Annotated in this window: 14 protein-coding genes; 2 read left to right on the top strand and 12 right to left on the bottom strand. The window is 38.9% G+C overall.

What is annotated here, in order from left to right; all coding sequences use genetic code 11:
• Positions 1-261 precede the first annotated feature (261 nt).
• Positions 262-4,824 (top strand): YfhO family protein, encoded by a 4,563-nt coding sequence (locus tag DXA20_RS03290; RefSeq protein WP_118559295.1) that lies wholly within the window; start codon positions 262-264, stop codon positions 4,822-4,824.
• 149 nt (positions 4,825-4,973) lie between these two features.
• Here DXA20_RS03290 and DXA20_RS03285 read toward each other — a convergent pair whose 3' ends face one another.
• Positions 4,974-5,711: a glycosyltransferase family 87 protein gene (locus DXA20_RS03285; RefSeq protein ID WP_118559294.1), complete on the bottom strand. Its 738-nt coding sequence runs from the start codon at positions 5,709-5,711 to the stop codon at positions 4,974-4,976.
• 492 nt (positions 5,712-6,203) lie between these two features.
• On the bottom strand, positions 6,204-6,401 hold the full coding sequence (locus DXA20_RS03280) for a hypothetical protein (RefSeq protein WP_199877043.1): 198 nt from the start codon (positions 6,399-6,401) through the stop codon (positions 6,204-6,206).
• A 314-nt stretch (positions 6,402-6,715) separates the two neighbouring features.
• Here DXA20_RS03280 and DXA20_RS03275 point away from each other — a divergent pair, with 314 nt between their 5' ends.
• Positions 6,716-8,347: an ABC-F family ATP-binding cassette domain-containing protein gene (locus DXA20_RS03275; RefSeq protein ID WP_118559293.1), complete on the top strand. Its 1,632-nt coding sequence runs from the start codon at positions 6,716-6,718 to the stop codon at positions 8,345-8,347.
• 172 nt (positions 8,348-8,519) lie between these two features.
• Here the strand turns inward: DXA20_RS03275 and lgt are convergent, their stop codons facing one another.
• The 10 genes from lgt to DXA20_RS03225 all read right to left on the bottom strand — a co-directional run bounded on the left by lgt (position 8,520) and on the right by DXA20_RS03225 (position 15,729).
• Positions 8,520-9,392, bottom strand: coding sequence for a prolipoprotein diacylglyceryl transferase (gene lgt, locus DXA20_RS03270; RefSeq protein ID WP_022306157.1), 873 nt, complete (start codon positions 9,390-9,392; stop codon positions 8,520-8,522).
• 90 nt (positions 9,393-9,482) lie between these two features.
• Entirely contained in the window at positions 9,483-10,583 is a 1,101-nt protein-coding gene (gene ychF, locus DXA20_RS03265) for a redox-regulated ATPase YchF (protein WP_022306158.1), read from the bottom strand.
• 76 nt (positions 10,584-10,659) lie between these two features.
• Entirely contained in the window at positions 10,660-11,811 is a 1,152-nt protein-coding gene (locus DXA20_RS03260; RefSeq protein ID WP_243100518.1) for a tyrosine-type recombinase/integrase, read from the bottom strand.
• A 60-nt stretch (positions 11,812-11,871) separates the two neighbouring features.
• Positions 11,872-12,078, bottom strand: a complete 207-nt coding sequence (locus tag DXA20_RS03255; RefSeq protein ID WP_118559292.1) for an excisionase — start codon at positions 12,076-12,078, stop codon at positions 11,872-11,874.
• Between the two features lie 5 nt (positions 12,079-12,083).
• Positions 12,084-12,332 (bottom strand): hypothetical protein, encoded by a 249-nt coding sequence (locus DXA20_RS03250; protein ID WP_118559291.1) that lies wholly within the window; start codon positions 12,330-12,332, stop codon positions 12,084-12,086.
• A 15-nt stretch (positions 12,333-12,347) separates the two neighbouring features.
• On the bottom strand, positions 12,348-14,219 hold the full coding sequence (locus tag DXA20_RS03245) for a DnaB-like helicase C-terminal domain-containing protein (protein ID WP_158577112.1): 1,872 nt from the start codon (positions 14,217-14,219) through the stop codon (positions 12,348-12,350).
• Positions 14,203-14,925 carry a hypothetical protein gene (locus DXA20_RS03240; protein WP_118559289.1) on the bottom strand — a complete coding sequence of 241 codons (723 nt, stop codon included), beginning with the start codon at positions 14,923-14,925 and terminating at the stop codon, positions 14,203-14,205. Before DXA20_RS03240 ends, DXA20_RS03245 begins: the two co-directional genes overlap by 17 nt.
• Positions 14,897-15,100, bottom strand: a complete 204-nt coding sequence (locus tag DXA20_RS03235) for a hypothetical protein (RefSeq protein WP_118559288.1) — start codon at positions 15,098-15,100, stop codon at positions 14,897-14,899. Before DXA20_RS03235 ends, DXA20_RS03240 begins: the two co-directional genes overlap by 29 nt.
• On the bottom strand, positions 15,093-15,443 hold the full coding sequence (locus DXA20_RS03230) for a hypothetical protein (RefSeq protein ID WP_147403684.1): 351 nt from the start codon (positions 15,441-15,443) through the stop codon (positions 15,093-15,095). The genes DXA20_RS03235 and DXA20_RS03230 overlap by 8 nt, the downstream gene beginning before the upstream one ends.
• Positions 15,388-15,729: a hypothetical protein gene (locus DXA20_RS03225; RefSeq protein ID WP_118559286.1), complete on the bottom strand. Its 342-nt coding sequence runs from the start codon at positions 15,727-15,729 to the stop codon at positions 15,388-15,390. Before DXA20_RS03225 ends, DXA20_RS03230 begins: the two co-directional genes overlap by 56 nt.
• Positions 15,730-15,737 lie beyond the last annotated feature (8 nt).

Here is a 15,737-nt window from a genome sequence, read left to right as displayed (position 1 = left end):
GCTGTATGTCACAGCGTTCGTATATTTTATTGTACTACATTTTCTGGGAGAGTGTCAAAAAAATTATTACATTTAATAACAATCATTGACGTTTCTATGATTCGTAAAACTTGAATCTGTCTTTCCAAAATGATACAATTAAGTCCAAAACTTTCCATGTTTTTAATAAAATGGATAAGGATTTGATAATAACTTTCAAAGAAATCAAAAGTTATTACTATTTTACGTATGGTATTTTTTTAATTATGGAGGAAACATATAATGAACACTAAAACCCAAAAACCATTAAATCTGTCACATTTTTTCATATTTTCATCTGACTATTTTATCGTCTCTATAATACCAACCATTCTTTTTTTACTTCTTCAGGGAATATATTTTTTCACAAGCCAAAAATGCATTCCCGGTTTACTTTCTTTGCGTTCCTTACCATTCATCATTCTTGCAAGTGGCACTTTTTTTTATTTTATTCAACACTCTCGTACAATTTCATTATCTCAAAAAACATTCGCATATCTTTTTTCGTTCGCATATAGTTTCTGCTCTTACGCACTTCTGCAAGAAACTTCCGTTGAATCTCTTCTTCTGTATGCTGTATTTCCTATTATTTTTTACTGCTTTGAACTTATGATGGTTGAAAATAAAATAATTCCATTTGTGATTGCCTGTACTGTAATGATGTATATTGAACCCCAAACTGGTATTACCGCAGCTCTTTTATTACTAATTCTTGCATTACTGTGGCAAATTGAACTTCATAATTGTCATTTTGGAGATTTTATAAAGCTCTTATTTATATTTATATTCTCTTTTGGTCTCGCCGCTGCTCGTATTGTATTTTATCTTGCTCCATATTTTGCAGATCATCAGGATTATACTTACACTGGTTTTTCCCTTTCATATGCACCAATCGTTTTTCTCAGTCGTTTTCTTCTCGGAGCTTCTGCATCACGAACTATTAGCGGTGCATCAACACGGGTAGATCTCTATTTTGGTATCCTTCCTTTAATTATATTTTTATTATTCTTTTTTCAAAAGGAAATTACATTTCGTCAAAAATCTATTTCTTGTATTAACACGCTGATAATAGTCGCAATACTTGAATTTTCGCCCGTACAGTATGTGTTTAATTTCTTTCACACATCATATCGCTCCACATATGCAATATCATTTTTCCTGATTTTCTGGATACTGTATGTTGGCATGCGAGCACTGCAACACATCGAGAAAATAACTAATCGCGAAATACTGCTTAGTGGTTTTTCTTTTTTATCCCTTTCAATCATCATATTTCTTTGGAGTGCTCACGATTTTCCTTCTGAAGCATTTATTTTTCAGTTACTCTTTTTTATTAGTTATATTATTTTCCTTTGTAAATACAACCATAAAACGTCTTATCGTTTTTGTTTACTAGTGTTTACAACGATAGAATTATTTATTGCAGGGTATATCACTACAAACATATCATACTGTCCTTCTAATTCGTCCACAAATGCCCTTTTTGCATTTCATGAACACTCTTCCAAAAACACCCCTGTGAAATCTACTTCCACAGATTCATCCGTATCCAAATATAATAAGTTTGTCAAAAATTATAGCGATGATAGCGTCACAGAAAATTTATCTACTTTATTATCCCTTGCTACTTTAAGCGATAATGAGAAAGAGAAATACTGCAACACTCCTTTTCCTGATATATTCCAAGAAATCAATGGCATATGTAAAAAGCTGGGCATTAGCGGTACATTATTCAAGAAACAAACCGTTTCTCTGAAATTTTCCCCTTCAAATAAATATACTATTGTCAAAGAAAGTAATGACCTATACAATATTTCTTCGGCCAACGGTTCTTCCCTTTCCAATGGTCTTGTTCCATTTAAGGTCAATTCAACTTCTTTTAAGAAAAATACAATCTTATACCAATTTGACAACGTTTCTGGAAATCTTTTACGATTAAATTCAGATTTTTTTTCTGGAACAACTACCGATTATTTGTTGATTGATACTCCAAAATCTAAAACAGTCAATTTCACTATATTGTTTTATGAACAGGATAATTCTGTCTACAAAAATGTCACCAACTATTTGAAATCTCACACTACTGACAAATCTACTCCGTCCTATTTAATGTATGATTATGTAGGTATTGGTATCAGTATCTTCTCACTAATGATTTTAATGATTTTATGCTGTTATGATAACAAAGAAAACATATGGCATGTTCTAAATATATACCATAACAAGGCTAATAATTGTCCTCTTGCAATACATCTTGGCAACTATATTTGCTACAAACGAATCTACATATTTTCTTTTCTAATACCATTTATAATATATATTATTGCAATGGTTATCAACGATGCTGGCTTCTTTGGATCAAATACTCTTTTTGGACAAGATGGCATTTGGAGCAGCATCCCAACAATATTGGATAATTATTATAAATACGATTCTAATAATACATTTTTATCAATGAACATCGGCTATGGTTCTGATTTATCTTTATCATATACTATACATTTATTATCAAAAATCTACCATTTTATCCCATTATCTATGATCGTTCCTACCATAGAACTTCTAATTGCCTTGGGGATAGGATTCTGTGGATTAAATATGACTATTTATATGACCCATCGTTTAAAATGTAATGCCGCATCATCACAAGACTTCCGACTGTTGCTTCCAGCTGTTATATATGCTCTATGTGCATATTCACTGGCTGTTCATGAATATCCAACCTGGTATTTAGTACTTATGTTATTCCCCCTTGTCATGCTTGCAATGGATCGTTTAATGCTTACAGGACATTGGATTCTCTATACAGTATTACTTGGTGCAATCATCTTTTTGGAGTTGCAGCTTGCTATGTTTGTTTGCATCTATTTAGTCATTAACTTCTTTACTTATAAATTTACTCATATTAAAGATTTCTTCAAAAAGGGCATTCGTTTCACTTATGCCTCTCTTTTAGCTGGAGGATGTGGCTTTTTGACTGTCTATCGAACCTTAGCTTCTTATCACTCTAGTGGTTATACAGACTCAGATAGTTCGTTTCCGGTTTTCGGATTCTTCGGAAGCTTTTGGAAACAATGGGGTAAGCTTTTACTTTATACACCAGCAAAAGCCGCCAGTGCAGATTCTTCCAATATTTGTCTCTATTGCGGCATTATTACCCTTATTCTTGTCGGTATTTATTTTGTTTACAAACAGGAAAGCATATCTGACAAACTACGCTATCTTTTACCAATTGTTCTCTTATTGGTTAGTTTTAACGAACAAATCCTTTCTTATCTTTGGAACGGAATGCATTATCAATCCAATTGTCCAAACCGATATGTCTTTCTCCTTACCTTCCTATTAGCTCAACTCGCTTATGAAGGTCTATTGTTGCTGCCTGATTTTTCTAGTTTACAATTACAGCGAATTATTTTATCCACTGTTGTATTTATCATCCTCTGTTATACTTTTACTACCGAGCGCATTACTCTGGCATTAATCAGTACGTTGATTTTTGTATTAATTTATTGTTTTATCCTCTTTATTTATCGCAAACAGCGCACTGGAAATACTCGCAAATTTTACTATTACATCCTCTTTATCGCCTTAATTGAGATAAGTTCTAATGCTCTCTATACATCAACAAATTGGGGCTCTGGCACCATTCATTTACTCGGTAACTACACCAAAATTAGTAAAACAATCAATCAAACACTGGATCCAAAAAATACCTATTATCGTATTACTGTCACCGGAAATCGTTTGTACAATTTTGGTCAATATTATAACACCGGATGCCTTGCCGGATTTGGGACATGTATAAGTCAAACACAATTGTATTTACATTACTTTAACGGCTTTAGCACTACTGTTAACAGCATGATTACCGAATATCCATCCACCCCTTTAAATATAGCTCTTGCTAATTGCCAGTATTTATTTCTCCCGATTACAACGAATCACCCCGTTTTGGACTTATACCAGTACAAATATCTGGGAAGTTGGCAAAACTATTATATTTTTAAAACAAAAAACACTGTGAGTCTTGGATATTATCTGCCATCTGAAGGCCATTCTTCTGATATGGCTTATTTTGCCAACCCTATATATTATAATCAGATTGCTTCACAATTATTACCAAATGGAAAAACGGTATATGAGAACGATAGTATCTCCTACACAGAAAATCCATCAACACCAAATTCATATTATTATACAGATGCTGCAAATAATGTACTTTCACGCCAGGAGGCTATTGATTTATTTAATAGTCTTCCTCTGTCACTCCCTGCATCTACTCAAATCAAAGTACACATCAATTATACAGCACCTTCTGATGGTTCATACTATTTATATCCATCCTACCAAGTGGCTCTGGGTAAATTGGAAAAAGGAAATAACCAAATTACTATTGGTCTTCCCGGAGATAATCTATTTACCTCAAATAAACTTGATATTCTTCTCTACCACGATGACATTGCTCAAGAATTATTAACTACGATTCGAAAAAATGAACTCACCAATGTCAAAATAGAAAATGATACTATTACAGGATTCACTAATTATCAGAAAGCTGGATATACCACACTCAGTCTTGGCTATAGTAAAAACTGGCATGCATATGTTGACGGAAAAGAAGTCAAAACACTCAATCCATACAACTCTAATCTTGTCATTCCTACTCCTGCCGGCAAACACAAGATCACATTGAAGTTTATCCCACAATATCTGAAGGAGTGCCAGATTATTACTTTGTGTTTTTGGCTGCTATGTTGTATATTGTATGTAGTTCCTAGTATTTATAGAAAAAAACGCAGAAAATAACTCAACATTTATAGTAACACTTTTCACATTTTCCATAGGAGGATCATTCGACATGAACGTAAAAACATTATCACATAAAGAAAGAAATTTTACTCAATTAAAATTTCTCATTCCGTATATCATTTCCGGTGCTATTCCCGCTGTTCTGTTCACCCTAATCCGACTTTTATTACTCGCATCAGTATGATAATATGAAGAACTTCTTTCCATTTTTTATCATATAATAGCAAAATTCCTAACAATGCTGGTGTAACCTTCAATGCCGTTGCAATCGCCAGACAGATTAAAGCCAACTCGCGTTTCCATTTATCCGGACTATCATAGTACAGTAAGAAAATGAATACACATATCATTGAATGAAGCACAAAATTTCCTCGCTCGACTGTATAGATCATTGGTGAGGAAAACAAAACTACCATTGCCATAAAAGCTCTTACTTTTCCTGAACCCGTTTTAGCTTGCTGTACCACCTGATAAAATGCCACTAAAGTGAATATAACAAATAACAGATAGATTATCATAAAACGTGGATTCCAATATATGTTCAGAAAGAACTCATTTTCCAGATATGGCTTCATATCTATTGTGCGTGAAAAGAAATACACGATCAAATAATTTAATGCAGGATACGGTTTGTCACCCACCGGCGTATACATAGCGTTATTATAGACATCTCTTTGTGATGTCCATCCCACTACATTCGTCATATCAGCAAATAAATCATTTGTCGATTCAAAAAAGACTTTAAACTGTTCACTTGTAGTCCCCTCTTTTAACAGTAATATCAGCCATGTAATAAAACAACAGATAGTTGCACCAATAAAAAAACGCTCAAAAATTCGATTATCACGTAATGTATTTTTCGCTTTTATAAATAAATCTTTCATTTTCTCCCACCATTTTACTTATCTTAAATTATGTAGTAATTCAAGGCATTTATTAAAAGTGAAATGCCTTTCCTTTTCGTGTCTTTTATAGTCCCTACATTTTATTTTATTCGTATCGTAATATACTGTCAATATATTTTCCGAAAAACTCGCATTAAATCCAATTCAAAGCCTAACTCTCTTTCCATATATGAATAAAAAGCGTCTGCTGTATAACAGACGCAAAATTTCATATAATGGACAGCGGATCGGAATACACCGAACAATTTTCTATGGCTATTATTTGCCCCCAATCAGGAAGTAGGCTGTCCCATCTACCTTTACTTCGCTTTCGCAGGCATCTCTCCAAAATATCTTTCTCAAAATTAGCATATACATGCTTTCTAATAAAATCAAGTGTTGTCTTTATGCTACCAAAACAGCCCTGCCAAAATAATTTGAGTGAGCTATGGATCCCGAGCGTCAATCATCCCTCCGGCTTTCCCTGTCCGATCAAAACCTTCTTCCCTTCAAAGACAAATCCATAGTGACGGATCCGCTCTCCCGATTGGAACGTATCTCATAGATGCCGGCACGCTCTGCAATAAGTCCAAGCACAAAGCCATGATAAAAACGCTCCGGTTCCGGATCACTTCCATTTCCGCTTCCCACATCAAAATAACTGAATGTGACAAGAGCAACTTCGTTCATATAATATATGATATCTGATTGCCAATCCTCTACCTCTCTTTTCTTTGGATATATGGCCTCTGATATCTTGTCAACAGTAAATTTCAGGATTTATTCACGTATCACATCTTAATAATAGCATCGCTGTATCGTGAATGCAATATCCTGTTCCATCGGATATCGGCAATATTTTCCGCCGGATATGCCATATATTTATTGGATTTCCCCCTTGCAAATTCGCCAGTTTTCTGTAAAATAGAAAGGTGTATGCCTTATTATAAGGAATACATATATAATATGTACTTAATGATTTTGAGCATGAATGGAGGATTTCGATGATACAAGCAAGCAATGTCACATTACGTCTTGGCAAAAAAGCCCTTTTTGAGGATGTAAATATTAAGTTTACCGAGGGGAACTGTTATGGACTGATCGGTGCGAACGGTGCCGGAAAGTCTACCTTCTTAAAGATCTTAAACGGCGAGATCGAACCGACGAAGGGTGATGTCATTATCACACCGGGGCAGCGTCTTTCTTTCCTGAAGCAGGATCACTTCCAGTATGATGCGTATTCTGTTCTGGATGCGGTTATTATGGGAAATGAGCGTCTGTATCAGATCATGAAGGAGAAGGATGCCATCTACGCAAAGCCGGATTTCTCTGATGAAGACGGTATCCGCGCCGCAGAGCTTGAGGAAGAGTTTGCAAATATGAACGGCTGGGAGGCTGAGTCTGATGCTGCTACGCTTCTGAATGGTCTTGGCGTTCCGACCGAGACACATTCTATGATGATGAGCGAGCTTCCTGCCAATGAGAAGGTAAAGATCCTGCTTGCGCAGGCATTGTTTGGTAATCCGGACATTCTGCTTCTCGATGAGCCGACGAACCATTTGGATCTGGAAGCGATCCGCTGGCTGGAGGATTTCCTGATTGAATTTGACAACACAGTCATCGTTGTTTCCCATGACCGTTATTTCCTGAATAAGGTCTGCACACACATTGCCGATATTGATTATGCGAAGATTCAGCTTTATGCCGGCAACTATGATTTCTGGTACGAGTCAAGCCAGTTGATGATCAAGCAGATGAAGGAAGCCAACAAGAAGAAGGAAGAAAAGATCAAGGAGCTGCAGGAATTTATCCAGCGATTCAGTGCCAATGCTTCCAAGTCCAAGCAGGCAACCTCCAGAAAGCGTGCTTTGGAGAAGATCGAGCTTGATGACATGAAGCCATCCAGCCGTAAGTATCCATATATTGATTTCCGTCCGGAGCGTGAGATTGGAAACGAAGTGCTTACCGTAGAGCATTTGTCCAAGACAATTGACGGCGTTAAGGTTCTTGATGATATTTCTTTCATTATCGGACGCGAGGATAAGGTTGCTTTTGTCGGAAGCAATACGATTGCCGCAACAACACTGTTCCAGATTCTTTCCGGCGAGATGGAGCCGGACGAGGGTTCTTATAAATGGGGCGTAACGACAAGCTTTTCTTACTTTCCGAAGGATAACACAGAGCTTTTCGCCAGTGATGATACGATCGTTGACTGGCTGATGCCATTCTCTCCGGAGAAGGATCCGACTTATGTCCGCGGTTTCCTGGGACGTATGCTTTTCCCAGGTGAAGATGGTGTCAAGAAGGTGAATGTTCTTTCCGGTGGTGAGCGTGTCCGCGTTATGCTTTCCAAGATGATGATCCTTGCATCAAATATTTTGATCATGGATGAGCCTACAAACCATCTGGACATGGAATCCATTACCGCTCTGAACAACGGACTGATCAAGTTCCCCGGTGTTGTACTTTTCACTTCACAGGATCACCAGTTCATCCAGACGATCGCCAACCGTATCATGGAGATTACTCCGGGCGGTCTGATCGACAAGATCTCTACCTATGACGAGTATCTTGACAGCGATGAAATGGCTCGTAAGAGACAGCTTTTATCCGTACAGAATGAGGATGAGGATTAATTTGGATAGACATTTTTCTATACATTAAAACAGAATATTTATTATAGTCTAAAAGAGAGAAACATGAAATTTCACATGTTTCTCTCTTTTTCATTTTCCCTTTCTTGATTGAAAATGTTTCGATCTTTCACTCATCGAATTTTATACTTATCTGATTATATTCAAAGAAGTTCTACTGTACGCTTTTTACTTTCTGTCTGTCTTTCACAAACCGGTAGATCAAGATCGCTGCAGATGCCACAACCAGCCCCCCGGAAAGAACCTGAGACACGGCGACTCCCGTCCCAAAAAAGATCAGCTGATCCGTCCGCAATCCCTCAATCCACGCTCTGCCAAGACCATAGCCTAACAGATAGATCAAAAAAATCTGACCATTATATTTGCGATGCTTGGTAAAAAGCAGCAATATGATCAACACACCGATGTTCCAAAGCGACTCGTAAAGAAATGTCGGATGCACCTGAATATATCTGGTTCCATCAATCTCAACAGCATGCTTTAAAACACTGTGCGTCAGATTGGAGGCTGCCACATCGCTCTGCTTGAGCTGCATTGCAAATAAGCCATTGGTATAACCGCCAAACGCTTCTCTGTTACAGAAATTGCCCCAGCGGCCAATGATCTGCCCTGTGATCAGACCAATGCAGGCGGTATCCAGAAGCTGAAAGAAGTTCTGTTTCCGCACTTTACCAAAAATGATCGTTGTGATCACACCGGCGATCACTCCTCCGTAAATAGCAAGACCGCCGCCACGGGTGTTAAATATCTGCAATAAATTATCCTTGTAGTAATCCCAAGTGAATATAACATAATAAATTCTTGCGCCAATCACGGCAAATACGATATCCCACAGTGCAAGATCCAGATACAGATCCGGTTCCTGCCCGGTACGCTTCGCCTGAAATGCCGTCATCAAATATCCCATGACCATACCAAATGCAATGATCATACCATAAAACGCAATCGTAAATCCGCCAATGGTGATTCCCTTCCCCAATGACGCAATCTCTATCCCTAAATGGGGAAATCGAATGTCCGGAGCCATACTGAGTTTTCCTTTCTTTTATTTGCAAGTACACTTGCGGCTTTCCTTATTCTACACTTATTCCGAGCCACAGACCCGCTTGCATTCGTTTTAGACGTTGAATCTGAACAGTACGACATCTCCATCCTGTACAACGTAATCCTTACCTTCGGAGCGGACGAGTCCTTTTTCTTTGGCTGCATTGTAGCTTCCCTGCTCTACAAGATTATCATAGCTTACGACCTCTGCACGGATAAATCCTCTCTCAAAGTCCGTATGAATCTTACCTGCTGCCTGAGGTGCCTTGGTTCCTCTCTCAATGGTCCATGCACGGCTCTCATCCGGTCCTGTCGTCAGGTAGCTGATCAGACCTAACAGGCTGTAGCTTGCGGAAATAAGCTTATCCAGTCCTGACTCAGAAAGACCGAGATCCTCCAGGAATTCCTTTTTCTCGTCATCTTCAAGTTCGGCAATCTCCTGCTCAATCTGTGCGCAGATCACAAATACCTCGGAGCCCTCTTTCTGTGCAAACTCACGAACCTGTGCAACATACGCATTGGAAGCTGCATCGTCAGCCAGATCATCCTCGGCAACATTTGCAGCATAAATCGTCGGCTTATAAGTCAACAGATTAAAGCTTTCCAGCAATGCCTTTTCATCATCGTCTTCCGGCTCGTAAGTCTTTGCAAGATTGCCATCTTCCATATGCTTCTTCAGCTTCTCAACCAGCTCTGTCTCCTTTACAAGAGTCTTATCGTTCTTGACGCTTTTTACTAACTTTGCATAACGTCTTTCCAGAATCTCCATATCAGAGAACAACAGCTCCAGGTTGATCGTCTCAATATCACGAACCGGATCAACACTGCCGTCCACATGCACAATGTTGGCATCATCAAAGCAGCGCACTACATGAACGATCGCATCTACCTCACGGATATTCGCAAGAAACTGGTTACCAAGTCCCTCCCCCTTGGAGGCACCCTTTACCAGTCCTGCAATGTCAACAAACTCAATCGTCGCATGCACTTCCTTAGCAGAATGATGCATCTCGGTCAGAACATCCAGCCGCTTGTCCGGAACCGGTACGATACCGACATTTGGTTCGATCGTACAGAATGGATAATTTGCAGCCTCTGCTGCACCTGCCTTTGTTAAAGAGTTGAATAATGTGCTTTTTCCTACGTTGGGAAGTCCAACAATTCCTAGTTTCATTTTATCTTATACCTATCCGAAAACATCCCATTTTAAGGGGTTTTCGCCTTTCTATATTTTTTTACTACACAATTTACTACACAATTTTTAGGGCTTTTTCTATCTTTTCTACCTCTTTTACCTTTTCCTCCTCAGTCACATGAACATAAAGATTCATAGTAATTCCCACATTGGAATGTCCGAGAATCACCTGCAAGGTTTTAGGTCGCATATTTGCTTCAATACACCTTGTAGCCATAGTATGTCGAAGTACATGCATCGAAAATCTGTCTATACCAGCCTTATCACACAATTTGAACAATGTTGAGTCGTACGCTGAGTTCTTTGTAGGCTCGCCCTTACGATTCAAAAACACAAACTCTGAAAATTCCATATTAATAACTTTCAGTTTTTTCATCTTTTCCTTCTGTGCTTTCAATAATCGAATCGCTTCTTCTGTCAAAGGAACATCCCTATATCCCGATTTACTTTTAGGTTTTCCTATTCTCCATTCACCAACAGAATGCCGATATTCCATTGATCGTTGAATATGTGCGACCTTCTTTTCAAAATCAATATCAGACCATTTAAGACCAATCATTTCGCCTGTTCTTAATCCAGTCTGTAATACAAACGCAAACTGATTGTAATTGCTGCTGTCTTTCGCCACTTCCAGAAATTTTTTCTGTTCATGCACTGTCAATGCCCTTATCTTCTTGGAATCTTTACCAATATTGTATTTAACTGCTTTTGTAACCGGATTTTTTGAGATCACATCATTCTCAACCGCATCCGCAAACATACAATACAAAGTAATCCTTGCCTGATATATTGTCGATGTCCTATATCTGGTTTTCATCTGATTTAGAACATTCTGGCAATGCATCGGTTTTACATCAGATAACATCATATTCCCTATGCAATCTTTGATATTGTGTTCAAACCTTTCCCTATAATTTCTTATCGTATTTGGTCTGATAGTATCGCCTTTTATATTATTAAGCCAATATTCAAACCAGGCTGTGACTGTCATATCACCACCAGCATTAATTTCACCATGTTCATCTTGAAACCTTGCATCAGCATACCAATTACGACATTCCTGCAACTTGGGAAAATATCTTTGAACAGACCTTCCTGTGCGCTTGCTAATAAATCTAGCTGTATACAGCCCGTCTTTTCGCTGACATATTCCTACGCCAAGCTCTCTTCCTCTTAAATCTTTGCCCGTAAAATCAACTCCTTCCAAAAGAAAAGAGCCTTGATACATTTTAATATATTATCATATCAAGCTTAAAAGTCCATATTTTCAAATTTCAACAGATTTCGCTATGTATTGTTCAAACTCTTTTCTTTTAATAAGCTTCTTTCTCCCTATATACAATACAAACGAACAGTTTGGAGACTTTGCCATCTCGTCTATTTTGTTAATTCCTATGTTGCTATATGCAGCAGCTTCCTCTACCGTCAGATTCATCTTTTCCCATACGGGCACATCTATTTTTCCTTTTCCCATTCCATTCACCTCTCTTTCTTGTGCAATTCCACTGCCCTTCGATCAATTTCATCAATCAAATCCAAACATATCTTACGTGCAAACGGCTCGAAAAGTTCGTTGTGATCATACCGCTTTCGCAAGTTTCTGCAATCACTGATCAGACTTTCCCAAAACTTTTCTGCTTCTTTGCTTTCATTATCCTTTGCCGGCGGATTCCAGTATTTTTTCAAAATTTTCCACCAGGCTTGAAAAAATTCCAGTTCTTCCTTCATTGCCTGTCCTCCATTCTACGTAAACGGCGTCTCTTCACCCTCTGCCAAGTTGATAAATCCATCAAACTCCTGCTGTACCGGTTCAATCTTCCAGCCGACCTCATAATTGAAATCCCCCTTTGCTTTGTCAATGATCCGTCTGGATTTTTGGTTATACCACAGATCTATCCCATTCTTCTTAGTCAGATTTCCAAACCAACGATTTTTACTCAATGACAGATAATTATGATCCGGCGTTTCTTCGTCTCGTTTAAACGTCATGACAATATCTGCAGCATTCGTTATATCTGCGGATCCGCTGACCGCATCATTTTCATCTTTTGTGAAGCTGTTCTTTCTGGGATGTGCTACCAATATCACGACAACATCCAACCTCTTTGCCAAGCGACTCAGCTTTTTCACAAATTTACTCTGACAACGATATTCATCCGCAGCCATATCCACATCCAGAGCCGTCATAAGGTTGTCCACAATGACCAGATCAATGCCATACTGCATCACAGAATGTTCTATTGTCGTTACAAGATCCACAAGCTCATCATCTTCAACAGCATTATTGTCATATAAGTAAAATTTACCCCGGTACCAATTTTCAATCTGATCCTGATTGCTATTCGTGATAAAACGCTTTACAGAACCATCCGGTAGTGTATTTTCCACAATATTCTGCGGACCGGCAATTTGAAAATCAATCCAGCTTTTATACTGCCAATCCGGCAACTCCCCGGAATAGGCAAAAATGCTCTTGCCCTGCTGCAGTGCAGACACGCAAAACTCGTTTGCCACCGTGGATTTACCCTGACCGCGCTTTCCGGTCAATATGATCAACTGGCCTCCATAAAAATAACCGCCGAGAAATGTATCAAGTTGCCGAAAACCAGTTTTAAACTTAGGGATATCCTTCAGATCGCGCCGCTTCACATCCGCAAGCTCCACAACCTGTTTTACCGGCTGCTCAATGGCATTTTCAACAGCTTCCCTTACCGCCTCTTTCCCATGCTTTTGCAGAATCTCATTTGCATCTTTGCATTCCCTGTAAGCTTCCTTTTGAACATATAAGATTTTATTCGGGAATCGTTTTCGAATGTCTTCCAGCAATGTCATATGATCATGCTCATAATCTCCAAAAACTACAATCTCCTCAAATTCGCAAACCCAATTCCAGCAATAGGGAATCCAACGAAAGTTATTCATTCCGCCCGGTACGCTGACAGCGCAGTTGATCCCCGCCTCTGCCACTGAAAGACTGTCCATCTGTCCCTCGCAAATCACCAGTCGTTTACGATCTTTTCCACATTGTTTCATTCCAAACAGAATCGGCTTGCAGTCCTTTTCCATCCATTCCTTCGGCGAGCCCTGTTGCTTCCCGTCTTTGTCCGTATAAGTTTTTCCTTTAAAAAAGGTCGTATCTCGGTATTTGACATACTGCATTTTCCCATTTTCATCAAAAAACGGAAATACAAGAACATCATCCTTCTTTGCATGCACTGTGACCTCGTACTTTCGAGCTACAGCCTCCGAAATGCCCCTGCCCTTCAAATACTCGATTGCTTTCGGAAGTGGCTCTATGGGCTTGCTGGGCGTCTTTAAACGTCTATACTGTTTTCTCGGCTGATAATACTCATCAACCTCTATTCCCAATGAAAAATCAAAGTCCCTTGCCAGGGTAATCATATTTCCAGAGATACTGCAGCTTGATCTTAGACATTTAAATTGTCCGGTTCGCAAATTGATGGAAAATGTTCCCTTGTCTTTCCCTCCGTTACCTCCCCGGCAATATGGACAATGCAAAAACTGCAACTCCTGCCCCCGCGGTTTTGCCTGTATATGTACATGATGTGCAAAAGAATACGCATCGTCTTCTTTAAACTCATATAACTTCCCCATCCGTTTCGTCCTCTCCATTCCACAGATCCATCGCCGGCTCCTCTACTGCTTCCGGTTGCTCTTCTGTCTTTTCTTTCTCTGGTTCAACCTCATAATCTGTGTAAATACTCTTTTTCAACCATGTGTCTGGACAATTCAAATATCGCGGATCCTGATCTGATTTTTCATTTGCATACGCTTTTGCCGATGCAACCAGCATATCTTCAGAAATGCCCTGCAGGATCAGCATTGCATATTCCTGCTCTGCCATTGCTTTATGCTCTTTTCTCGGATATGCTTTCCAAAAATCTTCAAAACGCTTCACTGTCGGAGTATCCTGCTGCATTGATACCGCAGTAATGCCCTGAGCCGGCGCATCTCCCTTTTCATCCAAAACATAAACATTATCCAGTAATCGCAGTTTGCTCCATTCTGATTGGTACACTGTCGGTTTATACCGATCTTTTCGAATGCTATTACATATTTTCCAATGTGCCACAACCACCAGACCATTTGCCATCTGTAATAAATATCCTCGATCAAATAAAATCTGATAATCTTCTTTTGAAGCTTCAACAACCTTCCGGATCCTGTTTGCATTATTCACAAAGCCATCATCATCCGCCTCCATGCAAATATGCATATAAAGCCCCTGTGCGGATAACGGAAGTTCCAAGAACTGGTCACTTTCCACCAGTTCACGGGAAAACATTCTTTTTTCTGCCATAGCTATCCCTCACTTTCCTGCCGTAGCCATTCCAATGTGCATTGATAACAGTTTTATTCATTTCTCCGTTGCATCCGCAACTCTTAGTAAATGCCACATCGTACTCTGCTGGACACATAATAAATATTGCTAAATCTTTGTCCGACATCTGTTTGATTCTTTCAGCATTAGTCATTCTTCGCACCCGCCTTTACTATCTCGATTGCATCATTTGTGGCTTCTATTTTGTAGCCGTATTGCAGACAATCTCTGTCTTGTAATTTTTGTAATCTTTGATACAGAGATAGTCTTTCTTTCAACTGTTTCACAACCCAATCCACATCATATGCTACTGGTACATTTTTAATATTGTTAGCCTCTTTATACCCTTGATTGTACCCCTCTATATTTCCAATCTTTCTATGCTCGTTTTTTAATTCTCTAAGCATTTTCAGCTCTTCTAGCCACTCAGCCAGTTGCTTATTATAGTCGCTTGCATACGCTCCTTTTAGGTCGTGTATTGCCAAATCCAGCGTCATTCTTTCCACCGTCCTTTATTATCTCAATTGCTCTCTCCAGTCCTCTGTGGAATAGATCATCATATTCTGCATCCAAGCAGGGACTGACATCGTTTACATATGCTTCAAAATCTGCGTAAGCATATTCTTTTTCCTCTTCCAATTCGTTGATCACTTGATCCACGGTGCAGGTTGTCGGAATCCATCTGATGCCCTCCAGCTCATCAATAAGCTTCTGCTGTGTCGGAATCGGCATGGTGCTGTTCTTGATTTCCTGTATTACTTCTTTTAATTCTTGATCTGTCAATGTCCATC

It is taken from the genome of Roseburia sp. AM59-24XD (assembly GCF_003478445.1).
Classification (GTDB): Bacteria; Bacillota; Clostridia; order Lachnospirales; family Lachnospiraceae; genus Jutongia.
Note: the sequence above shows the minus strand (reverse complement) of the source record. Positions and strands in the feature narration are given on the sequence as shown.

What these genes read in the sequence shown, in the direction of transcription:
- DXA20_RS03290 (WP_118559295.1), top strand. Translation starts at nt 262, where the DNA reads ATGAACACTAAAACCCAAAAACCATTAAATCTGTCACATTTTTTCATA.
- DXA20_RS03285 (WP_118559294.1), bottom strand. Translation starts at nt 5,711, where the DNA reads ATGAAAGATTTATTTATAAAAGCGAAAAATACATTACGTGATAATCGA.
- DXA20_RS03280 (WP_199877043.1), bottom strand. Translation starts at nt 6,401, where the DNA reads ATGAACGAAGTTGCTCTTGTCACATTCAGTTATTTTGATGTGGGAAGC.
- DXA20_RS03275 (WP_118559293.1), top strand. Translation starts at nt 6,716, where the DNA reads ATGATACAAGCAAGCAATGTCACATTACGTCTTGGCAAAAAAGCCCTT.
- lgt (WP_022306157.1), bottom strand. Translation starts at nt 9,392, where the DNA reads ATGGCTCCGGACATTCGATTTCCCCATTTAGGGATAGAGATTGCGTCA.
- ychF (WP_022306158.1), bottom strand. Translation starts at nt 10,583, where the DNA reads ATGAAACTAGGAATTGTTGGACTTCCCAACGTAGGAAAAAGCACATTA.
- DXA20_RS03255 (WP_118559292.1), bottom strand. Translation starts at nt 12,078, where the DNA reads ATGGGAAAAGGAAAAATAGATGTGCCCGTATGGGAAAAGATGAATCTG.
- DXA20_RS03250 (WP_118559291.1), bottom strand. Translation starts at nt 12,332, where the DNA reads ATGAAGGAAGAACTGGAATTTTTTCAAGCCTGGTGGAAAATTTTGAAA.
- DXA20_RS03245 (WP_158577112.1), bottom strand. Translation starts at nt 14,219, where the DNA reads ATGGGGAAGTTATATGAGTTTAAAGAAGACGATGCGTATTCTTTTGCA.
- DXA20_RS03240 (WP_118559289.1), bottom strand. Translation starts at nt 14,925, where the DNA reads ATGGCAGAAAAAAGAATGTTTTCCCGTGAACTGGTGGAAAGTGACCAG.
- DXA20_RS03235 (WP_118559288.1), bottom strand. Translation starts at nt 15,100, where the DNA reads ATGACTAATGCTGAAAGAATCAAACAGATGTCGGACAAAGATTTAGCA.
- DXA20_RS03230 (WP_147403684.1), bottom strand. Translation starts at nt 15,443, where the DNA reads ATGACGCTGGATTTGGCAATACACGACCTAAAAGGAGCGTATGCAAGC.